This window comes from Vibrio sp. 811 (genome assembly GCF_033339195.1).
This window is the reverse complement of sequence record NZ_JAWOUB010000004.1, coordinates 212,520-236,078: the sequence shown is the minus strand read 5'-3', so window position 1 is coordinate 236,078 and position 23,559 is coordinate 212,520. Positions and strand designations below refer to the sequence as shown.

Here is a 23,559-nt window from a genome sequence, read left to right as displayed (position 1 = left end):
CAGTATTTTTGAATAGGCGTCTTATTCATTTAAGACGCCTATTTTGATTAATTGTTCAGATAGAATGGGCGGCCGTACTTAATCGCGTTGTCAGAACCATCCAGTTCTTTGACTGCAGTGTCTTCACGCTGATTGGTCGCAAAGCCTTGAATACCGAAGTTAACGCTAAAGTTATTTTCGTATTCAGGTGATGCCCCAGTGCTGCCGATAGTTTGGTTTTTCCAACCAAGCAATTGGTTGGCGTAAGTCACACCAATGTACCAACAGTCAGACTGGTAACGCAGGCTCGCTAGCCATTCTAGGTCCGCATTTTCATTGAGGTCGTAGTAGTATTGACCACTTGCAGACCAGTTCGGGTTGAACTCGTAGGCCGCTACAATACCTGCTTGTGAAATGCCTTTACGAGTAATTGTGTCTAGGTTTTCGAGAATGATCGTATCTTCGATGTATTCACGCGTGACGTAACGATAGTTACCCTGAATAAAGCCACCGTTAAATTGGTACTCTAAGGTACTGTTCGCCAACTGCATGGAGCTCAAATCGATATCGTATTGAATTCCACCGTGATAGAACAAGTAATCGTTGTAGTTGAAATCGGCTTCAATCGCCCATGATGAATAGTTGGTGGTCTCATCCGGAAGATTTGGGCTGTTGCTCAGTTTGGTCTTTTTATCGAAGTAGTAAATCTGACCAAATGAAACGTTAAGACGCTCTTTATAGTCATCATCAAAGAAGCGAGTACTCGCACCGTAGCTTAACTGGTTCGCCGAGGCGATTTTATCAATGCCACTGTACTTACGACTGCGGAATAGCCCGTAGTAGTCGGTTTGTAGCAAGGTGGTATCGTAATTGTAGATGTTGGTTTGATCTTCTTCAGGTACGTACAAGTACTGCAGCTGAGGCTCCAGTGTTTGGGTGTAGCCCTTGATCCAGCTTGTATCTCGTTCTAAGTAAAGTTGCGCATGCGTACGGAACTCAGGAATAACACGAGAAACTTCATCATCCAACTGGTTTTGCAAGTTTACATCTGTCAAACCCGTTAAGTCTTGAGAGTAATACGTAGAGAGCACGCGCGCTTCTGTTGTCCACGTTGCCCATGAGTTTGAGAGCGGTAATGTAAGCCCTGGTTCAATGTGAACACGGGTCGCATTTGGTCGCGCAGCATCGCTCGTATCGAAGCGGCTGACTTGGCTCTTCACGTCAAAGTTAAGGTAATCTCCCCACAACGGCGTGTAGTAGTTCAAGTCTAACTGAGGAAGCAGGCGATAAGGGCGGTTCTCTTCTTTCAATAAGATTTGGAAGTCACGAACGGTTAACGAGGCATCCCAGAAGTCAGAACGATATTGTACTTGTCCTTCTTGAACCAGTTGACCATCTTCACGGTTACCAATGTTGGAGTCGAGATCGAGGAAGTAATCAATATCACTCACTTTTGAGTAATCGACTTTGACTATCCACTGTTTATTGATGATACCGTCGTGTTTAACTTGGTAGCCCCAACGAGACTCGTCCTGATATTTGCGATCACTATTGAGGTATTCGCCTTTGATTTCCCCATTTCCCCAACCATCTGTTAGGTAGCGGAAATCAGTATCGAGTTTTGTACCACGTTGCTGCATATAGAGCGTGGTGAGTGTCATGTCATATTGAGGCGCGATGTTCCAATAGAATGGCACCTCGACTTCCATACCATCACTAGAACCATACGATAAAGAAGGGAAGAGGAAACCCGTTTTACGCGTATCTCCAATTGGCATGGTTAGATACGGCACATAGAAAACAGGCACATCTAACACTTCAAATCGAGGGTGGTGCAGCGTCGCTGTCTCTTCATCTTGGTCAACATCGATGCCTGACGCAACCAATCGCCATGAATTATCGCCTTGAGGGCACGATGTGATAGAGCCGTCTTCGAGTTCATAAACCGACTGACCTGTGCGAGCGATATAGGCTGCAGTGCCTCGACCTTGTTGGCAAAGGAACTGATAATCAGTGTTCTCAAGTGAAAACGTATCTTGATTAATGTCGTTAGTAACACGATCAGATCGAGCTTTGACTTGGCCGTCATTGAAAGTCACGTTGCCTTCGGCAACCACGACGTTGTCTTGTTGGTGCAGCGTTACGCTATCTGCGGTAATTTTCTTCTGGCCTTGGGTGACTTGTACATTACCTGAGTACTGAGCTTTGTCACCATTGATGGCTTGCAGGGTGTCAGCTTCTACCACTACTGGGGTATTAAGAGCGTCCTCCTCGCCACTTGTATCGACCAAACATTGATCTGTGGCGGGCATTTCCTGCACACTATCATGGATATTCGCTTCAGCTTGAGTGGTGGGTACAAACAAGGCGGTGCTGATAGAGGCCGCTAAAAATGTGCGGGAGAAATGTTGCATTGAATTGAACTTTCCTGTGTCACTACTACTCGATGGCTATAGGGCTTGTTGTACCCTAGCGTAATAGCCAAATGAATCAACTATAGTCGCATTTATCCCAGCGTATTGATTCACTGTGGCATAATGACGACAAAATAGCTGCAAAGATAAGCAGGCGAAATGGCCTAGCCGAAATAAAACTAATTCCATTATCATAAAGGAAATCGTTGCATCCGGCACTATAAGACCGCCGTCGTCGATAAAAATTCATTGATAGAGAACACATAATGCATATTTTTGGCAAAATTCTGGGTGCCTTTTTTGGCTTGTTACTTGGCGGGCCGCTAGGTTTACTCTTTGGCTTATTTATTGGCCATCAATTCGATAAAGCACGTCGCTTGAGTCAAGCCGGGTTCTCTACTGGCGGCTTTGGAAAAGGGCCAAGTCAAGCTCAACGCCAGGAAGAGTTTTTTAAAGCGGCGTTTGCGGTAATGGGACATGTGGCAAAAGCGAAAGGCCAAGTCACCAAAGAGGAAATCCAACTGGCTTCTGCCATGATGGACCGCATGAATTTGCATGGCGAACAGCGTCGCGCAGCGCAAGACGCGTTTCGTGAAGGTAAAGACAGCGACTTTCCGTTAGAAGATGTTCTTGTTCGTGTGAAAATTTCGACAGCTGGTCGCTTTGACTTGTTGCAATTTTTCTTAGAGCTGCAAATCTCGGCGGCCTTTGCAGATGGCTCAATCCACCCGAGTGAACGAAATGTACTACACAAAATTGCACGTGGTTTGGGTTTCTCTTCTGAGCAATTAGAGCGTCGTTTGCAAATGCAAGAAGCCGCATTTCGTTTCCAAAGCCAGGGCGGCTTTCATGGTCAGCATCAAGGCCAATCTTCTGGTGGTAGCTGGCAACAAGCTTCACAAGCAGATCAACTGGCTGACGCGTACAAAATTCTGGATGTGTCTTCAGATGCCGACAGTAAAACCGTCAAGCGTGCTTATCGTAAATTGATGAACGAGCATCACCCGGACAAATTGATGGCTAAAGGTTTACCACCAGAGATGATGAACGTCGCGAAAGAGAAATCTCAAGAGATTCAAAACGCTTACGATCTTATTAAGAAGGTTAAAGGCTTTAAGTAGTCGGACGTTTTCTATCAAACATTTGGATGAAAAAAAGGGCACTCAGTGCCCTTTTTTTCATGTCTTAGTCTTTGAGTTGCCGGTGTCTTTAGCTTTTGGCCTATTATGTCCCTAATGCTAATTGACCTCACATCCCCCCAGTTTAGTTGGCTTGATTCAAGTCCCAATCGTATTCGTATTTCACTTTGCCAGAGAAGTTTTTGTATTGCGGTGCGTACTTTGCGATGTGTTTGAAGATTTGTTTTTCTCCACCAAAGTCCGTTGCAAACCAATCATAAATAGAAGACAGCTGTGCCGTGTTACCTTGGATAGATACGCCTTTGCTGCTGTTGATAAATGTTTTGGCGGCACTATCCAGTAGAGCTTGCGTGTTGTCAGCAGTGAATGCTTGAGCTTGTAGGTTAGGGCATCCCAAACTTGCACAATTTACGGCGTAATGCGTTCTTGGGTCATTCCAAATTGGACGCAAAATTCGATGTTCAATATCGTTTAAAGTTAGATCCTTCCCGTTGACCACGACCACATCGTCTCCCCAAGGACCAAAGCTAAATAAACCACCTAGCTTGGTGATTGATTCGACTGGATAGTTATCCAAAATAAGATCTACCGTGATGGCGTTGTAAAGGTTTACCCAATAGGCATATTGCTCTGCTTGGCTGTATTGTAGAGGGTCTAGTTTTGCCAAACGCTGGATGTATTGTTTCAGCTTGGTTTTATCGACAGAGGAGACTTGGCTGTAACGAAACAAGGTATTCTCGCCTTGTTCAACTAAATAAGTATCGAGTAGTTGTTGCCATTCTTGATGAGAAATTTGGGTTTGGTTGGCTTGATTCGATTGTTTCCAATATGGCCATAAGTCGGATTTTGGAGCGGAAAATGTCGAGAAAGAAACCAGAGCACACAACAGCAATAACAGACGCTTCATAGAGATACCTTTGAATGAGATATTGTTGATAGTGTAGACCAGTTTAGTGCTTGTTTTCTTTCAGTAATCAGTGGTCTTTATTCGCCGTCATTCTGAGGAGCATAAGCGATATCAGGAATCTAATACCCACAAACTCTTGAGTAAAGACAGTATGAATCTGCACAGTGCGCTCTGGCAGTAGATCCTGAATTACACTCCTTCGTCGCTGTTCAGGATGACGAATTTCAACAGAGGCGTTCGGTATTCTGTAAGCAAAGCGATATGAGAACAGTTACCCAAAACATTAAAAGGGCCGACAATTGCCAGCCCTTGATTTGTGTATTTACTAACGCGTCTTAACGCAAGAAGCTTGGAATATTCGCTTCGTACTCGGCAATCTTATCTTCGTGCTGAAGGGTTAGACCAATGTTGTCCAAACCGTTTAGCAAGCAATGACGACGGAACGAATCGATTTCAAAGCTGTACTCTTTGCCGTTGGCGCGAACCACATTCGCTTCTAGGTCTACTTCCACTTCTGCGCCTTCATTCGCCTCAACAAAATGGAAGATTTCATCCACTTCTTGCTCAGTCAAGCGAACTGGTACCATTTGGTTGTTGATCGAGTTGCCGTAAAAAATATCGGCAAAGCTTGGTGCGATCATCGCTTTGATGCCGTAATCCGCTAGTGCCCACGGTGCGTGCTCACGAGATGAGCCACAGCCGAAGTTTTCACGAGCCAGCAAGATAGACGCGCCTTGGTAGCGAGGTGCGTTCATCACGAACTCTGGATTTGGCTGTTCGCCAGCATCGTCTAGGAAGCGCCAGTCATGGAATAGGTGCTTACCAAACCCTAGGCGGGAGACCTTTTGTAGGAACTGCTTTGGAATGATGGCATCAGTATCAACGTTCGCTGCATCTAGAGGAACAACTAAGCCTGTGTGTTGTTTAAAGCCTGACATTGGTTTGCTCCTTAGTCTAGTTCACGAATATCTACAAAGTGACCAGCAATTGCTGCTGCCGCTGCCATCGCAGGGCTCACTAGGTGGGTACGGCCATCACGACCTTGGCGGCCTTCAAAGTTACGGTTTGAAGTAGACGCACAACGTTCATGTGGGCCCAAACGGTCATTGTTCATTGCTAGACACATCGAGCAACCTGGTAGGCGCCACTCAAAGCCCGCTTCTTTAAAGATAACGTCCAAGCCTTCCGCTTCTGCTTGCGCTTTTACTTGCTCAGAGCCAGGAACGATCAGCGCTTGAACGTGAGGCGCGACTTTGCGACCTTTCGCTACTTCAGCGGCTGCGCGCATGTCTTCGATACGTGAGTTAGTACAAGAACCAACGAAGACTTTATCGACGTTGTAATCAGACAATGACTTGCCTGCCTCTAGGCCCATGTAAGCCAATGCTTTTTCTGCCGATGCCTTTTCTACTGGGTCGGCAAAGCTTTCTGGTGCTGGGATAGGTTGATCTACCGCGATCACTTGGCCTGGGTTAGTACCCCAAGTGACTTGTGGTTTAATGTCTGCTGCGTTTAGCGTCACGACTGCATCAAACTGAGCATCATCGTCAGTTTTTAATGTCTTCCAGTATTCTACTGCTGCATCAAAGTCGGCACCTTGAGGTGAGAATTTACGGCCTTTGATGTATTCGAACGTGGTTTCATCTGGCGCAATCAAACCGGCTTTCGCACCTAGCTCTATCGCCATGTTACATACGGTCATGCGGCCTTCCATTGAAAGGTCAGTGATCGCTTCACCACAGAATTCAACCACGTAGCCTGTACCGCCAGCTGCTGTAGTTTCACCGATGATTGCTAGCACGATATCTTTCGCCGTGATACCCGGAGCCACTTTGCCTTTTACTTCGATCTTCATCGTTTTGGCGCGCGCTTGTTTTAGCGTTTGAGTTGCTAATACGTGCTCAACTTCTGATGTACCAATACCAAAAGCGAGAGAGCCGAATGCACCGTGTGTAGCCGTGTGCGAGTCACCACAAACAATGGTCATGCCCGGTAGGGTAATACCAAGCTCTGGGCCCATAACGTGCACAATACCTTGGTATTTATGGTTGATGTCGTAAAGCGTAACGCCAAACTCTTCACAGTTTTTCGATAGCGTTTCCATCTGGATACGAGCCATCTCACCCGATGCGTTGATGTCTTTGGTGGTTGTCGAAACGTTGTGGTCCATGGTGGCAAAAGTTTTGCTGACCTGACGCACTTTACGACCTTTTTCACGCAAGCCGTCAAATGCTTGCGGAGACGTCACTTCGTGTACCAAGTGACGGTCGATGTACAAGATTGGGTTTTCCCCTTCTGCTGCGACGGCAACGTGTGCGTCGTAGACTTTTTCGTATAATGTTTTGCCCATTGTTTGCTTCCTTTCCTCATCGCCGTTGCCGCAATAACTGCGTTAGCGACACCCGTTTATCCAGTTATTTAGCTTATTTAGCGAACTAAACGCCTTAATATAAATGGGCTTGCTGCCTTGCTATTGCACCAATGACTTAGAGGAAAGCCATTGGTTGACCGAGGATTTAGTATTTATTATGAATCTGTTTTGTATTAAGAGTTTAAGACGTACTCAGCGATCTTATCGCCCATCTCAGACGTCGAAAGTGCTGGGTTGTCACCAGCAAGGTCACCCGTTAGTTCCCCCGCTGATAGCGCTTTTGAAACTGCCGTTTCGATGTCTTGTGCCGCCGTTTCCTCACCTAGGCTATAACGTAGCATCAGTGCCGCAGACAGGATTTGTGCCACAGGGTTAGCGATGTTCTTACCTGCGATATCTGGTGCACTGCCACCTGCTGGCTCGTACAGACCGAATTTGCTTTCGTTTAGACTTGCTGATGGCAACATACCCATAGAGCCTGTGATCATCGCACATTCATCAGAAATGATGTCGCCGAAGATGTTTGAACACAGCATTACGTCGAACTGAGCAGGGTCTTTGATAAGCTGCATAGTCGCGTTATCAATGTACATGTGTGACAACTCGACATCTGGGTAGTCTTTTGCGATTTCTTCGACTACTTCACGCCATAAGATAGAGCTTTGTAGAACGTTCGCTTTGTCGATAGAGCACACTTTCTTGCGACGTAGACGAGCAGAGTCAAAAGCGATTTTTGCAATACGTTCGATCTCAAAGCGGTGGTACACCTCAGTATCAAATGCTTTTTCTGTTGCGCCTTCACCTTCACGACCTTTCGGTTGGCCGAAGTAGATACCACCCGTCAGTTCACGGACTACCACGATGTCAAAGCCGCGACCCGAGATGTCTGCACGTAGCGGTGAGAAAGCTTCAAGACCTGAGTGAATTTGCGCTGGACGTAAGTTACAGAACAGTTGGAAGTGTTTGCGTAGTGGAAGTAGGGCACCGCGTTCAGGTTGGTCGTTTGGTGGTAAGTGCTCCCACTTAGGGCCGCCAACCGAGCCGAATAGGACTGCATCAGACTCTTCACATGCTTTTATTGTGCTCTCTGGAAGTGGGCAACCGTGATTGTCGATCGCGATACCACCTACATCATGCTCGTCACGCTCAAACGCAATACCATGTTTCTTTTCGATTGCATCCAATACTTTATGTGCCTGCGCCATTACTTCCGGGCCAATGCCGTCACCGGGTAGGACGGCAATTTTGTACGATTTGTCTGTCATGTTAATCCTTTAAGTTTTCTAATTTTGAGCTTAATTATTTCAACGAGCGTGTTCTTTCCTGAGCCGTGTAGCCCGGTTGTTATTACACAGTCGCAATCTTTTTCTGCTTCATTTCTTCGATTTTATCTGCACGATGAATGCTGTTAATAACGTGCAATAATGCTTGGCCGGAAGCCTCAACGATATCGGTAGAAACGCCCGTACCGTGGTATTTGCGACCTTTGTAGTTGGCAATGATGTCTGCTTGACCCAAACCATCTTCACCTTCACCTTTCGCGGTTAGGTCGAATTTATCCAGAACGATGTCGTAGCCTGTCACGCGGTAGATACATTGGTATAGCGCATCAACTGGGCCATTACCGACCGCTGCTTCACACATTTCTTCATCACCGCATTGCATTTTGATGCTGGTGGTAGCCATTACGCTGCCAGACTGCACGCTTAGGTAGCTCAATTTGTAGAAGTCATCTTCTTCACGTAAGTTCGAGAAGTGCATTAGGGCTTCTAGGTCGTAATCGAACACTTGGCCTTTGCGGTCAGCAAGTTTCAAGAAATCCGCATACAGCGCGTCTAGGTTGTACTCATCTTCGTTGTAACCCATGGTGTCCATATGGCTCTTCACGGCAGCGCGACCGCTGCGGCTGGTTAGGTTCAGAGCTTGGTTTTTTAGGCCAATAGACTCAGGGGTCATGATTTCGTAGGTATTCTTATTCTTCAACATGCCATCTTGGTGGATGCCTGAAGAGTGGCTAAACGCATTTGCACCCACAATTGCTTTGTTGCTTTGAATAGGCATATTGCATAGCTGGCTAACCAACTTACTGGTGCGGTGAATTTCATCATGCTTAATGCCAGTGTGAACGCCCAAAAACTCTTGACGCGTCTTGATGATCATTGCGATCTCTTCAAGTGAACAGTTACCCGCTCGCTCTCCAATGCCATTGATCGTGCCTTCTATCTGACGTGCGCCAGCTTGAACTGCGGCAATAGAGTTGGCAACTGACATCCCCAAATCGTCGTGACAGTGAACGGAGATGATCGCTTTATCAATGTTCGGAACGCGGTTAAATAGGGTTTCAATAATCCCACCAAACTCACTTGGTACGGTGTAGCCAACGGTATCTGGAATGTTGATTGTACTCGCACCTGCATTGATGGCGGCTTCTACCATGCGACATAGGTTGTCTATAGGAGTACGACCTGCATCTTCACAAGAAAACTCGACATCATCAGTGTAGTTACGCGCATGTTTAACGGCGTTGACTGCCATTTCTAGTACATCGTCGTAGCTGCGGCGTAGTTTGTCTTCTACGTGAATGGTGGAAGTGGCTAAAAACGTGTGGATACGGAATTGGTCGGCCACTTTTAAGGCTTCAGCGGCAGCATCAATGTCTTTCGCAACGGCACGCGAAAGGGCACAAACTCGACTGTTTTTTATGTTTTTTGCGATGGTTTGTACAGACTCGAAATCACCTGGTGAAGAGATTGGGAAGCCGGCTTCGATAACATCAACGCCGAGTCTTTCCAGCGCATAGGCAATCTGCAGTTTTTCTTTAACCGTCAAGCTTGCTGACAACGCTTGCTCGCCATCACGCAATGTGGTGTCGAATATAATGACCTGATCGTTCATGTTTGCTTCCTTCCTGATTTCTGCACTTTCGCGCAAGTGAATCGTTTACTTCCAGTATTTAGATATAAAAAAACCCGCATTCTCATGCGGGTTCTTAGAAATTGGTGTGGTTATTTTTCTTCCACAGCCTACCCGCGCGAACTGGTCACGATCAGGAGGAGGCTAAGCAGGATAGAAAAATGAGCTGACATAGTTGTTAAGCTTTCCACATAATTAAGTTAACAAATTAGTACCGCACTCCATGAAGCGCGTCAACCCTAAAGTCGATTTTTTATTCATATCGGATGAGTCTTTTCGTTTGCTTGAGAAAAATGATGCACTAAGTGAAACGACATGATGCGATAGAAACGTGCTAGAAGAAGTAAGTTCTCATCAAGTTTGCGACGTTTCATTACCAAAACAAGCATCGGGATTGCGACTTGTCACACAAAGGTCCGAATTGTTTGGCAAAAGTTTTGAATGACCATTTATAGTAGTGCAGTTGCACTAGGTAAAAGAAATATAAGGGTTAGGGAAAGAATGAGGTTAACAAAACAATTTGGACGTTCAGCCATAGTACTTACTCTGGTCAGCTTGTCGGGTTGTCAGCTGTTTCAATCGCAGACCTATGTGGAAGTGGCTTCCCCCGTTGTTATGAATGATCACTCACAGAGCGTCATGGTCATCAATGATCAAATGGATCGATTTTTGAGTTATGAAGGACGCGAATCGTTCTTGAATCAGATGCTTGTTGCCCTTGAGTCTGACAGCCGAAATAAGTTTAAAGGTAAAGATCCGGAAACGTATTCTTGGTGGAAGATCCGTGTCCAGCCTAGTGAGAAACAGCAAGCGGAAGTTTTCCGACCAACCACTGAAGGTGTCGATACCTCAAACCCAGTAGAGTTTATGGATGTCTCTTACCGCTCTAAGACCACATTAAACCTACGCTCCAAACCGAGTCTTGAAGGGGCAAAGCTTGGCGTGTTATCGAAAGGGGAAGTCTTTAATGTGCTAGCAAAAGTGGTTGATCAACCTTGGTTTCTCGTTGAACAGAAAGGAGTGATAAAAGGTTATGTCCATAAGGATTATGCGCGCAGCAATGTGATAAATCGTGACATTTTATCTACTCAGCCTAACCCTCTACTAGAGCCTAACTCGAGTAAAACGGAGCAAACGAGTATAGAGCATGAACTGTCGGGAAACTATACTTGCCGCTCACTGAGCTATGAGCTTACAAAAGATGGCGACATGACGACGGGCTCTTTGCGCGCCTGCCGCAAGAAGAGAAAAGTCTGGTATATAGACACCCCTCAACCGCAACCATCAAACCCTTCTTAATGTTCTATTTTTATGGTTATGCCCAATAGATAAATTGTTGGGCACACCTTAATTTGGCCTTTGTCATTAATTGTCCAAACTCCCGTCATGCTGTTGTCACCTAAACCTCCTACTTTTCACACAAAGGCGTTGTCAAAGTAAGGAAAGGTCACATGCGAACCATAGAGACAATTACACAGCCAATTGCAACCATTGCTAAGTTTGATTTAGCGCTCTCTAGTGTTTGTCTTAAGCACCGTTTTAATCAACAAGTCGCCAATATCAGCAAAGGAGTCTCCCACAGTGGTGACGGGCACCTTTACTTGGTGTTGGGTTTATTAGCTTGGTATTTAGATAAGGAGCAAGGAGTCTGGTTTTTACTGGCGGGTTTACTTGCTTTTGCTATCGAGCTACCAATTTATTGGACGCTGAAAAATAGTTTTAAGCGTCGTCGTCCTGAAGAGCTTAGTGCACTCCTTCCTGCTTTTATTACCCCCTCTGATCGCTATAGTCTTCCTTCAGGACACACTGCCGCTGCGTTTGTCATGGCGACGCTGATTGACCATTTCTATCCGAGCCTAGGCGTTGCTGCATTCTTTTGGGCAAGTTTAATCGGAACCGCGCGAATCTTATTGGGTGTGCACTTTTTTACCGATGTCATCATTGGTGCACTGCTTGGCAGTCTTTGTGGTGGATTAGCGATTGCGATGTTAGGAGGCTAATTGATGAAAATCTTGTACGGTGTTCAAGGGACAGGAAACGGACATATTGCACGCGCAAGGGCGATGAGTCATGCGTTTAAAGAGCACGATGTTGAGGTCGACTTTTTGTTTTCTGGGCGAGCGCCGGAAAAATACTTTTCAATGGAAGCATTTGGCGATTACCAGACTCGCCGAGGCTTCACCTTTATTACCGAAAAAGGCTCTGTAAACTACGCGAAAACAGCATTGAATAACAATTTGGTGCAGTTTTTCAAAGAAGTTAAGCAACTCGATCTATCGTCCTACGATCTTATCATTAATGATTTCGAACCTGTGACTGCGTGGGCAGCGAGACAACAAAATAAGCCTTCTATTGGTATCAGCCACCAAAATGCTTTCCGTTATCCGGTGCCACTAAAGGGAGCAAGTTGGTTAGATAAATCCGTCATTGAATACTTTGCGCCTTCTCAACACCACCTTGGTTTGCATTGGCATCATTTTGATCAACCTTTGTTACCACCGATAGTGCATACCGTCGATAGCCAAGCAGAAAACGACGACTTCGTGTTGGTGTATCTACCGTTCGAATCGATTGAAGATATCTCGGACTTATTGTTCCACTTTAATCAACAAGCGTTTATCTGTTATCACCCGGATGTGATCGAATGTGAGCAGGTAGAAAACATAGAACTGCGCCCTTTATGCCACAGCAACTTCCAGCATCATTTGCATCGCTGTAGTGGTGTCATTGCTAATGGTGGGTTTGAGCTTCCTTCAGAAGCCTTGTCTTTGGGGAAAAAATTGTTACTAAAGCCACTCGCGGGTCAATTCGAGCAGCAGAGCAATGTTGCGACCTTAGAAGATTTAGGGCTTGCGATGTCGATGGAGAGCTTAGACATTTCCGCAGTACGCCAGTGGCTAAAGGAGCAACAAGCCGAAAGTGTGAAATACCCAGATGTTGCTCAGGCTATTGTTCATTGGGTACTGCAAGGTGCATGGGATTCAAAAGCAGAGTTATCCAGACAACTGTGGGAGCAGGTTGATTTTCCAAGTTACGTGTCGAACATTTAAGTACGTTGTTCTAAGTACATTGTTCCTTCCATTTTTGACACGATTTTGTTGCAGCCTTTCTGTTTGGAAGGCTGCATTTTTATTCTTCCTCTCTCATTTCTATTCAGTGTGTATTTGCTGATAATTTGACTGATAAGTGCAAAATTCAATCAGAGATATAGCTGCTATATGTTGTTCTTATCTCAACCAATAACTGAGCTAAATGCATGCTTGTGTTAACCGCCTGTCCTATCAATTTGCTAAATACGTCCTCAAAGAATGCATTTTTACGTGTTTTATAGTTTTTTATATTTTTATCAAGTCTTTGTTATTTAACAAATAAATACCTAATTGGCTAAAATTTACTGATTAAATATCAATCTAGTTGCGAAACCGCAATCGATTAGTTGATAGTACAGTTCGAGCCGGAAGTATCCGGACGATAAATATAATAAAAAGTTAGGTTATCTATTCGTAAAATGATTCGAATCCAGCCGCCGTCTTTTGTGCGAGATGGGATTCTATTCGTTATGAATTTAATGAACAAAGTTGACGATTACAAAAGAGGCGCACTCAATGTTAGAGAAGAAAGACGCGATGAGCGCAATTGCTAGCTACCGTATGGAAAGCACTTTGCGTGGTGTAGATTTAAACCTACTGACTGTATTTGATGCTGTAATGCAAGAGCAAAATATTACTCGTGCAGCACATAACCTAGGCATGTCTCAGCCGGCGGTAAGTAACGCCGTGGCACGCTTAAAAGTGATGTTTAACGACGAGCTATTCATGCGCCAAGGCCGTGGTATTCAGCCTACGCAACGAGCACGTCAACTGTTTGGCCCTATTCGCCAAGCACTACAGCTGATTCGCAATGAACTTCCTAGCTCTGTATTCCAACCAGAATCTTCGACTCGCTTATTCAAGCTTGCGATTTGCAGCCCTTGCGACATGCGTTTTGCTCCGAAGATCATGGCAAAAGTGAATCAACAAGCACCAAACGTTCAGCTTCACCTAGATGCAGAATTTGACCGTTTGTTGTCTGAGCGTATGCGCTACCAAGAAATTGATTTCGTGATCGACTACGCTCGTTTTGATGAGCAAGGTTTCTCAAGTACTGAAATCTTCAAAGATGAATTAGTGGTTATCGCATCAAAAACACACCCACGCATTCAAGGTGGTGTGACGGCTGAGCAACTGCTTAACGAAAAGCATGCGAAGTTATCGAAAGTGCATGGCCAACGTAGTTTCTCAGAGCAAGCGTACCGTGAACTGGATTGCCAAGCGGCGTATGAAGGTTCTAGTTTAAGCAACCTACTATACGTGGTGGGTCAATCTGAGCTTGTGACTATTGCACCACGTTGGATGGCGGAAAATGCGGTAAACAGCGATCAACTGCAAATTCTTGATTTCCCATTTGCGAACAAAGAAATCAGCGGCTTCTTAAGCTGGCATGAATCAAGTGAAAAAGATAAAGGCCACATTTGGCTACGCGATCAACTGATGATCACTTGTGGTGAAGTCGTTGCCGCAAAATAAGATGACGTTTGGTCTTCTCGATTAGACCATATTGGTAATCATCAATTTTTACAATTCATTGGTCCCCGAGCGATTTTTGTCTCTCGGGGCTTTTTGTTTTCGTAATCAACAATCGAAACAGTAAGTTAAATAGAGTAATCATTCAGCAATTTGAGGTACGTTCGCGACGTATAAGTGATAGTTGTCTCTTATTAGTGATAAGTTTGATACTGGTCAGTTGCGTTTTAGCAAGCCGTGAGTACACTTGTTCGCTCAATTAGCTTACGCCTGTAAGCCAAAAGGTAAGTAAAAGAATGGCCAAGTTAGATTTTCATATCGTTAAACGTATTCGTGAACAAATTGCGAACGGTGGTACACGCGTTGCACTCAAGCATAAAGTGGGTGAGGAGTGGCAAGGTATTACGTGGACGCAATTTGGTCAGCAAGTTGATGCTTTATCACTTGCACTTTTGGCTCAGGGATTAGGAGTCCAAGATAAGATCGGCATTTTCTCGAACAACATGCCGCAATGGACGATCGCTGATATCGCAGCACTGCAATTACGCAGCGTGACAGTACCTATTTACCCAACCAATACTGCCGCCCAGTCGGCGTACATCATTAACAATGCAGACGTCAAAGTTCTGTTTGTTGGTGAACAGCCTCAATTTGATGCAGCAGTGAGCATTTTCGACCAGTGCGAACAGTTAGAGCTCATTGTTGCGATGTCTGATGATATAGAACTTGGCGATCATGATTTCGTTATCTCTTGGCAAGCATTTGTTGCCAAAGGCGACGCTACATATCAAGTTGAATTGGACGCGCGTTTAGATCAGGCAAAAGAAGATGATCTACTCACGCTGATCTACACCTCGGGTACAACAGGCCAGCCAAAAGGCGTTATGTTGGACTACGCAAACATTGCGGCGCAATTGGAAGGGCACGATCAGCGCTTGAGCCTTTCTCAAAGTGACGTGTCATTATGTTTCCTTCCGTTGTCACACGTATTTGAGCGCGCTTGGACCTTTTATGTATTGTACAAAGGGGCGACCAACTGCTATTTGCAAGACACCATGCAAGTACGTGATGCACTGAGCCAGGTGCGACCTACCGTGATGTGTGCCGTACCGCGTTTCTATGAGAAGATCTTCTCTGCGATTCATGAGAAAGTGTCTCGCGCGCCGATTCATCGTAAGATCATGTTTACTTGGGCAGTCAACATGGGCGCAAAAATGGCCGCTTGTCATCAAGAAAAACGTCAGCCATCGCTCTTGCTGCGTAAGTCATACGCTTTGGCGGATAAGTTGGTTCTGAGCAAACTGCGTGCGCTACTTGGCGGGCAAATCAACTTTATGCCTTGTGGTGGTGCAAAGCTGGATGAAACCATCGGTCGATTCTTCCATGCGATTGGTATCAACGTTAAGTTGGGCTACGGCATGACTGAAACCACGGCGACAGTATCGTGTTGGGATGATAAATGTTTTAACCCCGACTCTATTGGTATGTCGATGCCTGGCGCACAGGTTAAGATTGGCGAAAACAACGAGATTCTGGTTCGTGGTCCAATGGTGATGCGTGGCTATTACAAAATGCCAGAAGAGACGGAAAAGACCTTTGATGAGCACGGTTTCCTAAAAACGGGCGACGCTGGTTACATTGATGAAAATGGCAACTTGTTCATCACCGATCGTATCAAAGAGTTGATGAAAACTTCAGGTGGTAAATACATCGCTCCACAAATGATTGAAGGTGCGATTGGTAAAGACCACTTCATCGAGCAAATCGCAGTCATTGCGGATACTCGTAAGTTTGTTTCTGCGCTTATCGTGCCTTGTTATGACTCGCTAGAAGAGTACGCGAAAGAGCTGAATATCAAATATCACGATCGCGTTGAGTTGATTAAGCACCACCAGGTGGTCGAAATGATTGAGAAGCGGGTGAACGATCTTCAAAAAGAGTTGGCAAAGTTTGAACAAGTGAAGAAGTTTAAACTGTTACCAAGAGCTTTCTCTATGGATGATGGTGAGTTAACGCCAACTCAAAAACTTCGTCGTAAAGTCATCAATGACAAATACCAAGATGAAATTGAAGAAATGTATAAGGAAAAGTCGGATAAAAAGTAACTTAAGCTGACTTAGATTTTATATTGATGAAAAAATCCCCAGTGATGTGATCGCGCATTGCTGGGGATTTTTGTTTGCATTGATTTTTTCTGCTTTGCTCGTCAAATAACGCTATTTCGCACCCTATAGCTAAAACCTTATGAAATAATGTTCTTTTTTTGAGCGTTAATTTTTTAGGTTGTACTGTGAAATAGGAGATGTGTGGCTGCTATTCCTACTAACATTCTAATTACTAGTATCTTGTTTAAAAAGTAGACCAATCTCTCATTAGACCCTTTGATAATAAAACGTTACATTTGTTGGGTAACCTTGCGGGATGTTATGACGAACGCAAGACATAGCCGAAAACGTGGAAGTATTTCGATTAGGCTACGAATAAGACCTAGACTATGTAAAACCAGACCAATCCGTTGACCTTACGGTGAGGAAACTGGCTAAGGAGAGCAATTATGACAGCAATGTTGTCAGGCGCAGAGATGGTGGTTCAATCTCTGATAGAAGAGCACGTAGAGCAGATCTTTGGCTACCCAGGTGGCTCTGTTTTGGATATCTACGATGCACTGCATGCCAAAACCGATCAAATCAAACACGTACTTGTAAGGCATGAGCAAGCCGCCACTCATATGGCAGATGGTTACGCTCGAGCTACCGGTAAACCGGGTGTCGTACTTGTGTGCTCGGGGCCGGGCGCGACCAATACCATTACGGGTATTGCAACAGCGTATATGGACTCTATCCCAATGATCGTTATCTCGGGTAACGTACCGAATAGCCTAATTGGTAATGATGCTTTCCAAGAGTGTGACATCGTCGGTGTCTCCCGCCCAGTGGTCAAACACAGCTTTTTAGTAAAAAAAGCGGAAGATATTCCTGAAACAATCAAAAAAGCGTTTTATATCGCGACTACAGGTCGACCTGGTCCAGTTGTGATTGATTTGCCAAAAGATGTGATGAACCCGCAAATCAAACTGCCTTATCAATATCCAGAAACGCTTTCAATGCGTTCTTACAAGCCGACAACTTCAGGCCATAAAGGCCAGATTAAAAAAGCGCTTAAATCGCTATTAGAAGCGAAAAAACCAGTGCTTTATATCGGTGGTGGTGCGGTGATTTCTGGCGCTCATGAACATATTTTAGAGCTTTCCGACAAACTGAACCTACCCGTTGTGAGTACTTTGATGGGCTTGGGGGCATTCCCGGGTACACATAAAAACTCACTGGGCATGTTGGGTATGCACGGCACTTACGAAGCTAATATGGCAATGCATGAAGCGGATCTTATTTTTGGTATAGGTGTGCGTTTTGATGACCGTACAACCAACAACCTTGAAAAGTACTGCCCAAACGCAAAAGTGATGCATATTGATATCGATCCGTCATCGATCTCGAAAAACGTGAAAGTGGATTTGCCGATCGTAGGTTCTGCGGAAAAAGTGCTGACAACCATGCTCGGGCTGCTTGCAGAGCAAGGTAGTGGAAATGATCAAGATGCTATCACCGCATGGTGGGATGACATTCAAGTATGGCGTGACCGCAACTGCTTGTCTTATGAAACGTCTCCAGAACGAATCAAGCCACAGCAAGTAATTGAAACGCTGCACAAGCTAACTAATGGCGACGCATATGTGGCGTCTGATGTGGGCCAGCATCAGATGTTTGCGGCGCTGTACTACCCATTCAATAAGCCGCGCCGTTGGATAAACTCTGGTGGTCTTGGCACCATGGGATTTGGTCTTCCGGCTGGCATGGGCGTGAAGTTTGCCATGCCACAAGAAGAGGTCGTGGTTGTGACTGGTGACGGCAGTATTCAGATGAATATTCAAGAATTGTCGACAGCCATGCAATACGACATTCCAGTGAAGATCATCAACCTGAACAACCGATTCTTAGGCATGGTAAAACAGTGGCAAGACATTATTTATCAAGGCCGTCACTCTAATTCTTACATGAGTTCTGTTCCTGACTTTGCAGCGATTGCAGAAGCTTATGGTCACGTCGGTATTCGTATCGAAACGCCTGATCAGCTCGAAGAAGGGCTACAAAAAGCGTTGGATATGAAAGATCGTCTGGTGTTTGTGGACATCAACGTAGACGAAACCGAACACGTATACCCGATGCAAATCAAAGGTGAGGGTATGGATAAAATGTGGCTAAGCAAAACGGAGAGAACTTAATATGAGACACATTATTTCATTGCTATTGGAAAACCAACCGGGTGCGTTGTCTCGTGTTGTTGGTTTGTTCTCTCAACGTGGTTACAACATTGAATCTTTGACGGTATCACCGACTGATGATGAAACCTTGTCGCGAATGAACATTACCACGACATCTGATGAGATGCAGTTGGAACAAATTCAGAAGCAGTTACACAAATTGATCGATGTGCTGAAAGTGCAAGAAGTCACCGAGTATGAGCACATTGAGCGTGAACTGATGATGGTGAAAGTGAAAGCCAGTGGTTTTGCGCGAGCAGAAGTGAAGCGGACGGCAGACATCTTTCGTGGCCAGATCGTGGATGTCACGGCTTCCCAATACACCGTACAACTTGCGGGTACGAGTGAAAAGCTAGATGCCTTCATTCAAGCGATATCCGAAGTGACCGAAGTTGTCGAAGTTGCTCGTAGTGGTGTCGTTGGCATTGCGCGAGGAGAGCGAGCTCTCAAACCTTAACTCTCTGATTGCATATAGAAAAGCCACTTAATCTAAGTGGCTTTTTTGTTTAGAAAATAACAATTAATGATATAATTGTCGTTTTAGTAAGCATGATAGGCATTAGACGTGTGAAAGTACCTAAGCGAGTCGGCACCTTATTGGCGACAGCACTATTTTTTAGTGCACTCACTGCCGCTTACTACTATCAGAAATATCTGACGTTGTTAGAAAACAATGTTGAGAACACCGCTCAAGAAGCGTTACATCAATTGGCCTATACTGGCCGTGAATACAGCAATATTCAGGATCAAATCGAAACGATCAGTGACCTACTTGGTCACAGCCAAAGTCTGTATGAATATCTGCGCCAACCTAACCGGGTGAACCGTTCCATCTTAGAAGACATGTGGATCTCGGTCGCAATCAATCAAAAGTTGTATAAGCAAATTCGCTTTCTTGATGTTTCTGGTCGAGAAAAAGTGAGGATTAATTATGAGATTGAAACAGGCGCTGCGTTGCCCGCGATCAAATTGCAAAATAAGTCAGAGCGAGATTACTTTCAATTCGCTAAGAACTTAGACGATGGCGAAATCGCTTCGTGGGGGATAGGTTTAGAACGAGAGTATGGCGAGTTAGTCTATCCCTATAGCCCGTCACTGCGTATTTTGATGCCTATTTCGCTTAACGGAAAGCGCGAAGGGTATCTTGTGCTTAATGTTGATATTGACTATTTATCCTCTCGACTCAACTATTCGTCAGTGCTTGATTTCCATATTGAGCTGATTAAGAGTGACGGATTTTACATTGATAGCCCTAAATCAGCTCGTTTGTATGGCCATATAATTCCCGCTCGCTCTCAATTTAATTTTGGCCGGATGTACCCAAACATTTGGCGTAGTTTAAATTCAAAAGATTCGGGCTATGCTTACAATGGTTCGAATTTGGTCGCGTATCGCACCATCCAGTTTGTTTCTAGCGAACCTCTTCATCTGGTTATTGATCTTACCAATGAGCAGTTATTATCCCGAGCTCAGAGGGATATTGATGACTTAATCCAAGAAGCGTTTTTTGTTCTAAGTTTGGTGCTCGGCTTCACTTTGCCGACGGCAGCCCTTGCTCTGCATTATCGGCGTCATAGTATGGAATCGAAGTTGGCTCGAGCTGCTCTTGATGGTATGACTGCGGTGATGATCTCGGATGCTTCACATAGAATCATCATGGTTAATCAAGAGTTTGAAAACATGATGGGTTACTCAACCAAGCATGCCCAAGGTTGGAGTGCACATCATTTAATTTTTCTACCTGAAGATCTCGAAGCAAACCTGAGTATCTGGAAAACACTGAAGAGTGAACACGTATGGGAAGGGGAGATTCGTTGTCGAACTAAGTTTAATCAAGTCTTTACTGCAATAATGCGTATTCAGGCGAATTTAACCAAATCAGGTAAAGTGAGTTATTACATTACGTCGCTGGTGGATATCTCTGGGCAAAAAGAGTTAGAAGAAAAATTACGAAACCTAAGCGAAAAAGATGGCTTGACGGGGTTGTGGAACCGCCGAAAATTTGAAGAGCAATTGGCGCAATATGCGGGGATTATTGAACGCTATCCTGATAGCCCTCCTGCTTGTTTGGCGTTGTTTGATATTGACCACTTTAAACGTATTAATGACGAGCTTGGCCACGACGAAGGAGACAAGGTGATTTGTAGTGTCGCAGAAACCCTCCTAGAAGAAGTCCGCAGCACAGACTTTGTATCTCGTGTCGGTGGTGAGGAATTTGCAGTGATTATGCCGCATACAACACTAGAAGAGGCTGAAATTGTATTGAACAGGCTACGTGTCGCGGTTCAAATGCGTAGTGATAGAGGCATTACTGTAAGTGCTGGGTATAGTGATTTAACCTCTGATCGTACAAGAACGTATAAATGTGCTGATATTGCTTTGTATGAGTCAAAAAGTGCAGGGCGTAACTGCGTATCGCTATGTCATAGTTATGATGATATTGCTTAGTGCTTTTACAAAAACGAAAAAACGGGGATAGACCCCCGCTTTTTAGTCTCAGCGTTATTCGCTAGCCAGTATGCGACATTGGTTGTCGATGGCGGCTTCGATACACTGTATTGACTGTCTCAAATAACGCTCTAGATAACCTAAAGCATCCTGACTCTTTTTGTCTAGCGATGCCTTCATCAGTATTTCTTGCTCATCGAGATTACAGTGCCCAGGGTTCCCTGTGCCTAAAATCTGCATCGCGAAGTATTGGTAGCGTTTAATTTGCGTGAGTAGATCGCGGAAAAAACCAAACATATTGACAGAGCCAGCACCTTCAAACAGCGCAGTAAGAAACTGATTTTGGCGCTCTTCCCATTCCCTCCAACAAAAGCTTTCGCCAGGTTTTACTCGGGATAACTTGTGATAAGCAGTTAGTACATCCAGTTCCCATTTTTCATCGCCAATCATAATTGCCTTACTGAGTAAGCATGCGGAGACCATTTGCAGGCTTTCGTACAAGTCATGTAACTCATCTTTACATACAGGTGCAACCCAGCAGCCTTTTTGCGGCTCGAGTTTGACGTATTTGCTCCAAGATAATTGCACCAATGCTTCTCGAATGGGTGACGCTCCTACGTTGTACTTCTCTTTGAGTTCGGCAACCACGAGTTTTTGACCTGGTTTAAGCTCGCCATCGAGAATATCCTGACGGATCATTCTTAATACTTTGTCGGTAAGAGTGGGACTAGACACATACACCTCATAGAAACTTTAATCGTGACGATAAAATTAAACAGTACGAAATTCTGATAGAGGTAAATAATACAATTAGCCTATTATGAGAGCAAGAAAGCCATATAAAAAAGGAGGGCATAAGCCCTCCTTCTCAAGAAACTGAAGTGTTAAAAGTTCAGTCTTATAGCACGTGTACAGAAGCTGTGTTCGTAGTACCTGAAGCAACTAGAGCGCCAGAAACCATAACAACGATATCGCCTTTGTTACCTAGACCTGATTCTAGAGCAAGTTCTTTACCCGCTACGTAGAATGCGTCAGTGCTTTCGATTGAATCAACAACTACAGGAGTAACACCTTTAGTTAGAACTAGCTGTGCAGCAGTTTTCTTGTTAGTTGTTAGCGCTAGAATGTTTGCAGTTGGGAAGTACTTACGTACTGAACGTGCAGACTTACCGCCTTCAGTTGCAACAACGATAAGTGGAGCAGCTAGTTTCTCAGCTGTGTCTACAGCGCCTTTACATACTGCTTCAGTGATGCGAAGACGTGGGCTGTCTAGTCGAGAACCTAGTTCAGCTTTTAGCGCTGAGTCAGTACGGTTCGCGATTTGAGCCATGATAGTTACCGCTTCAACAGGGTATTTACCTTTCGCCGTTTCACCAGAAAGCATTACTGCGTCAGTACCGTCCATTACTGCGTTAGCAACGTCGCCTGCTTCCGCACGAGTAGGACGTGGGTTGTTGATCATAGAATCAAGCATTTGAGTTGCAGTGATAACCATCTTACGTGCACGGTTACACTTCTCGATCATCATTTTCTGAGCGAAGATTACTTCTTCAGCTGGGATTTCAACACCTAGGTCACCACGAGCAACCATGATGCCGTCAGAAAGCTCTAGGATCTCGTCGAAGTTATCAACACCTTCTTGGTTTTCGATCTTAGAGATGATGTGGATGTTCTCGCCGCCGTTTGCAGCAAGTACTTCACGGATTTCTTGAACGTCAGACGCTTTACGGATGAAAGAAGCTGCTACGAAGTCAACGCCTTGCTCACAACCAAACTTAAGGTCGTTCTTATCTTTTTCAGATAGTGCAGGTAGGTTTACGGAAACGCCAGGAAGGTTAACACCTTTGTTTTCGCCTAGTGCACCGTTGTTAAGAACTTTACATTTAACTTCAGTTTCAGTCTTAGAGATAACTTCCATCTCGATTAGACCGTCGTCTACTAGGATAGTGTTACCTACGTTTAGGTCTGCTGCGAAACCAGCGTAAGTTACTGCAACTTTATCTTTGTTACCTACAACTGAAGTGTCAGTTGTGAAAGTGAATTCTTGACCTGCTACTAGATCAACATCGTTACCGCCTTCTAGCTTGATAGTGCGGATTTCTGGACCTTTAGTATCTAGAAGAATTGCTAGTGGTTTGCCAGTAGCTTCCATTACTTTACGGAAGTTCGCGATACGAGTGCCGTGTTCTTCGTAGTCACCGTGAGAGAAGTTAAGGCGCATTACGTTCATGCCTGCGTTAACTAGTTCAGTTAGCTTCTCTACAGATTCTGTTTTAGGGCCAATCGTACATACGATTTTGGTCTTTTTCATGGAAGATACTCTCCGGTAAGTATAGTTACAATTTGAAAGTCGGTTATTTACTCTGAAGTCAGGACGTTTTTGATGACATTTAGTACCTGTCACCCACCGATTTTTCGTCTCATTATTAGAACTTCAGATTCTGAAAGTCTTTCACCAAGTTTAGTCATTTTATGACTAAAAGATCGGCGATTTTGGTTACCTTTTTG

At 44.7% G+C, this 23,559-nt stretch carries 17 protein-coding genes; 9 read left to right on the top strand and 8 right to left on the bottom strand.

Translation table 11 applies throughout. The features are described from left to right. Nucleotides 1-47: 47 nt before the first annotated feature. On the bottom strand, nucleotides 48-2,393 hold the full coding sequence (gene lptD, locus R7Q46_RS09530; protein WP_033906028.1) for an LPS assembly protein LptD: 2,346 nt from the start codon (nucleotides 2,391-2,393) through the stop codon (nucleotides 48-50). A gap of 266 nt (nucleotides 2,394-2,659) precedes the next feature. On the opposite strand from lptD, the gene djlA reads away from it, so the two are divergent. Next, on the top strand, nucleotides 2,660-3,514 hold the full coding sequence (djlA, locus tag R7Q46_RS09525; RefSeq protein WP_005383076.1) for a co-chaperone DjlA: 855 nt from the start codon (nucleotides 2,660-2,662) through the stop codon (nucleotides 3,512-3,514). A 142-nt stretch (nucleotides 3,515-3,656) separates the two neighbouring features. Here the strand turns inward: djlA and R7Q46_RS09520 are convergent, their stop codons facing one another. The 5 genes from R7Q46_RS09520 to leuA form a co-directional block, all read right to left on the bottom strand. After that, complete coding sequence (locus R7Q46_RS09520) at nucleotides 3,657-4,439, bottom strand: DUF547 domain-containing protein (protein ID WP_170893667.1); 783 nt, start codon at nucleotides 4,437-4,439, stop codon at nucleotides 3,657-3,659. Between the two features lie 335 nt (nucleotides 4,440-4,774). Then, entirely contained in the window at nucleotides 4,775-5,377 is a 603-nt protein-coding gene (leuD, locus tag R7Q46_RS09515; protein WP_042522424.1) for a 3-isopropylmalate dehydratase small subunit, read from the bottom strand. 11 nt (nucleotides 5,378-5,388) lie between these two features. Further along, nucleotides 5,389-6,789 carry a 3-isopropylmalate dehydratase large subunit gene (gene leuC / locus R7Q46_RS09510; RefSeq protein WP_005379681.1) on the bottom strand — a complete coding sequence of 467 codons (1,401 nt, stop codon included), beginning with the start codon at nucleotides 6,787-6,789 and terminating at the stop codon, nucleotides 5,389-5,391. Between the two features lie 194 nt (nucleotides 6,790-6,983). After that, nucleotides 6,984-8,075, bottom strand: a complete 1,092-nt coding sequence (gene leuB / locus R7Q46_RS09505) for a 3-isopropylmalate dehydrogenase (protein WP_017820268.1) — start codon at nucleotides 8,073-8,075, stop codon at nucleotides 6,984-6,986. 82 nt (nucleotides 8,076-8,157) lie between these two features. Further along, nucleotides 8,158-9,705, bottom strand: a complete 1,548-nt coding sequence (leuA, locus tag R7Q46_RS09500) for a 2-isopropylmalate synthase (protein ID WP_005379685.1) — start codon at nucleotides 9,703-9,705, stop codon at nucleotides 8,158-8,160. Nucleotides 9,706-10,224: 519 nt separating this feature from the next. On the opposite strand from leuA, the gene R7Q46_RS09495 reads away from it, so the two are divergent. The 8 genes from R7Q46_RS09495 to R7Q46_RS09460 all read left to right on the top strand — a co-directional run bounded on the left by R7Q46_RS09495 (nucleotide 10,225) and on the right by R7Q46_RS09460 (nucleotide 21,051). Beyond that, entirely contained in the window at nucleotides 10,225-11,022 is a 798-nt protein-coding gene (locus R7Q46_RS09495; RefSeq protein ID WP_137281685.1) for an SH3 domain-containing protein, read from the top strand. Nucleotides 11,023-11,174: 152 nt separating this feature from the next. Further along, nucleotides 11,175-11,723 carry a phosphatase PAP2 family protein gene (locus tag R7Q46_RS09490; protein ID WP_005379690.1) on the top strand — a complete coding sequence of 183 codons (549 nt, stop codon included), beginning with the start codon at nucleotides 11,175-11,177 and terminating at the stop codon, nucleotides 11,721-11,723. Between the two features lie 3 nt (nucleotides 11,724-11,726). After that, entirely contained in the window at nucleotides 11,727-12,773 is a 1,047-nt protein-coding gene (locus R7Q46_RS09485) for an MJ1255/VC2487 family glycosyltransferase (RefSeq protein ID WP_005379691.1), read from the top strand. A 555-nt stretch (nucleotides 12,774-13,328) separates the two neighbouring features. After that, complete coding sequence (calR, locus tag R7Q46_RS09480) at nucleotides 13,329-14,288, top strand: LysR family transcriptional regulator CalR (RefSeq protein ID WP_005379693.1); 960 nt, start codon at nucleotides 13,329-13,331, stop codon at nucleotides 14,286-14,288. 293 nt (nucleotides 14,289-14,581) lie between these two features. Continuing rightward, nucleotides 14,582-16,390, top strand: a complete 1,809-nt coding sequence (locus tag R7Q46_RS09475) for an AMP-dependent synthetase/ligase (RefSeq protein WP_238958929.1) — start codon at nucleotides 14,582-14,584, stop codon at nucleotides 16,388-16,390. 449 nt (nucleotides 16,391-16,839) lie between these two features. Beyond that, nucleotides 16,840-18,564 (top strand): acetolactate synthase 3 large subunit, encoded by a 1,725-nt coding sequence (locus R7Q46_RS09470; RefSeq protein ID WP_005379695.1) that lies wholly within the window; start codon nucleotides 16,840-16,842, stop codon nucleotides 18,562-18,564. Nucleotide 18,565: 1 nt separating this feature from the next. Continuing rightward, a complete protein-coding gene (ilvN, locus tag R7Q46_RS09465) occupies nucleotides 18,566-19,060 on the top strand; it encodes an acetolactate synthase small subunit (RefSeq protein ID WP_005379697.1) in 495 nt (164 codons plus the stop codon). Nucleotides 19,061-19,170: 110 nt separating this feature from the next. Then, entirely contained in the window at nucleotides 19,171-21,051 is a 1,881-nt protein-coding gene (locus R7Q46_RS09460; RefSeq protein ID WP_206953635.1) for a GGDEF domain-containing protein, read from the top strand. A gap of 54 nt (nucleotides 21,052-21,105) precedes the next feature. Here the strand turns inward: R7Q46_RS09460 and R7Q46_RS09455 are convergent, their stop codons facing one another. Continuing rightward, the gene (locus R7Q46_RS09455) at nucleotides 21,106-21,792 is read right to left on the bottom strand and encodes a GntR family transcriptional regulator (protein ID WP_080659233.1); all 687 of its coding nucleotides are present in this window, start codon (nucleotides 21,790-21,792) and stop codon (nucleotides 21,106-21,108) included. A 157-nt stretch (nucleotides 21,793-21,949) separates the two neighbouring features. Continuing rightward, nucleotides 21,950-23,362: a pyruvate kinase PykF gene (gene pykF / locus R7Q46_RS09450; RefSeq protein WP_005392243.1), complete on the bottom strand. Its 1,413-nt coding sequence runs from the start codon at nucleotides 23,360-23,362 to the stop codon at nucleotides 21,950-21,952. Nucleotides 23,363-23,559 lie beyond the last annotated feature (197 nt).

Bases quoted from the DNA above. Each gene is read 5' to 3' on its own strand.
- R7Q46_RS09490 (WP_005379690.1), top strand. From the start codon at position 11,175: ATGCGAACCATAGAGACAATTACACAGCCAATTGCAACCATTGCTAAG.
- leuA (WP_005379685.1), bottom strand. From the start codon at position 9,705: ATGAACGATCAGGTCATTATATTCGACACCACATTGCGTGATGGCGAG.
- leuD (WP_042522424.1), bottom strand. From the start codon at position 5,377: ATGTCAGGCTTTAAACAACACACAGGCTTAGTTGTTCCTCTAGATGCA.
- leuB (WP_017820268.1), bottom strand. From the start codon at position 8,075: ATGACAGACAAATCGTACAAAATTGCCGTCCTACCCGGTGACGGCATT.
- R7Q46_RS09475 (WP_238958929.1), top strand. From the start codon at position 14,582: ATGGCCAAGTTAGATTTTCATATCGTTAAACGTATTCGTGAACAAATT.
- pykF (WP_005392243.1), bottom strand. From the start codon at position 23,362: ATGAAAAAGACCAAAATCGTATGTACGATTGGCCCTAAAACAGAATCT.
- R7Q46_RS09495 (WP_137281685.1), top strand. From the start codon at position 10,225: ATGAGGTTAACAAAACAATTTGGACGTTCAGCCATAGTACTTACTCTG.
- djlA (WP_005383076.1), top strand. From the start codon at position 2,660: ATGCATATTTTTGGCAAAATTCTGGGTGCCTTTTTTGGCTTGTTACTT.
- R7Q46_RS09520 (WP_170893667.1), bottom strand. From the start codon at position 4,439: ATGAAGCGTCTGTTATTGCTGTTGTGTGCTCTGGTTTCTTTCTCGACA.
- R7Q46_RS09470 (WP_005379695.1), top strand. From the start codon at position 16,840: ATGACAGCAATGTTGTCAGGCGCAGAGATGGTGGTTCAATCTCTGATA.
- leuC (WP_005379681.1), bottom strand. From the start codon at position 6,789: ATGGGCAAAACATTATACGAAAAAGTCTACGACGCACACGTTGCCGTC.
- calR (WP_005379693.1), top strand. From the start codon at position 13,329: ATGTTAGAGAAGAAAGACGCGATGAGCGCAATTGCTAGCTACCGTATG.
- ilvN (WP_005379697.1), top strand. From the start codon at position 18,566: ATGAGACACATTATTTCATTGCTATTGGAAAACCAACCGGGTGCGTTG.
- lptD (WP_033906028.1), bottom strand. From the start codon at position 2,393: ATGCAACATTTCTCCCGCACATTTTTAGCGGCCTCTATCAGCACCGCC.
- R7Q46_RS09485 (WP_005379691.1), top strand. From the start codon at position 11,727: ATGAAAATCTTGTACGGTGTTCAAGGGACAGGAAACGGACATATTGCA.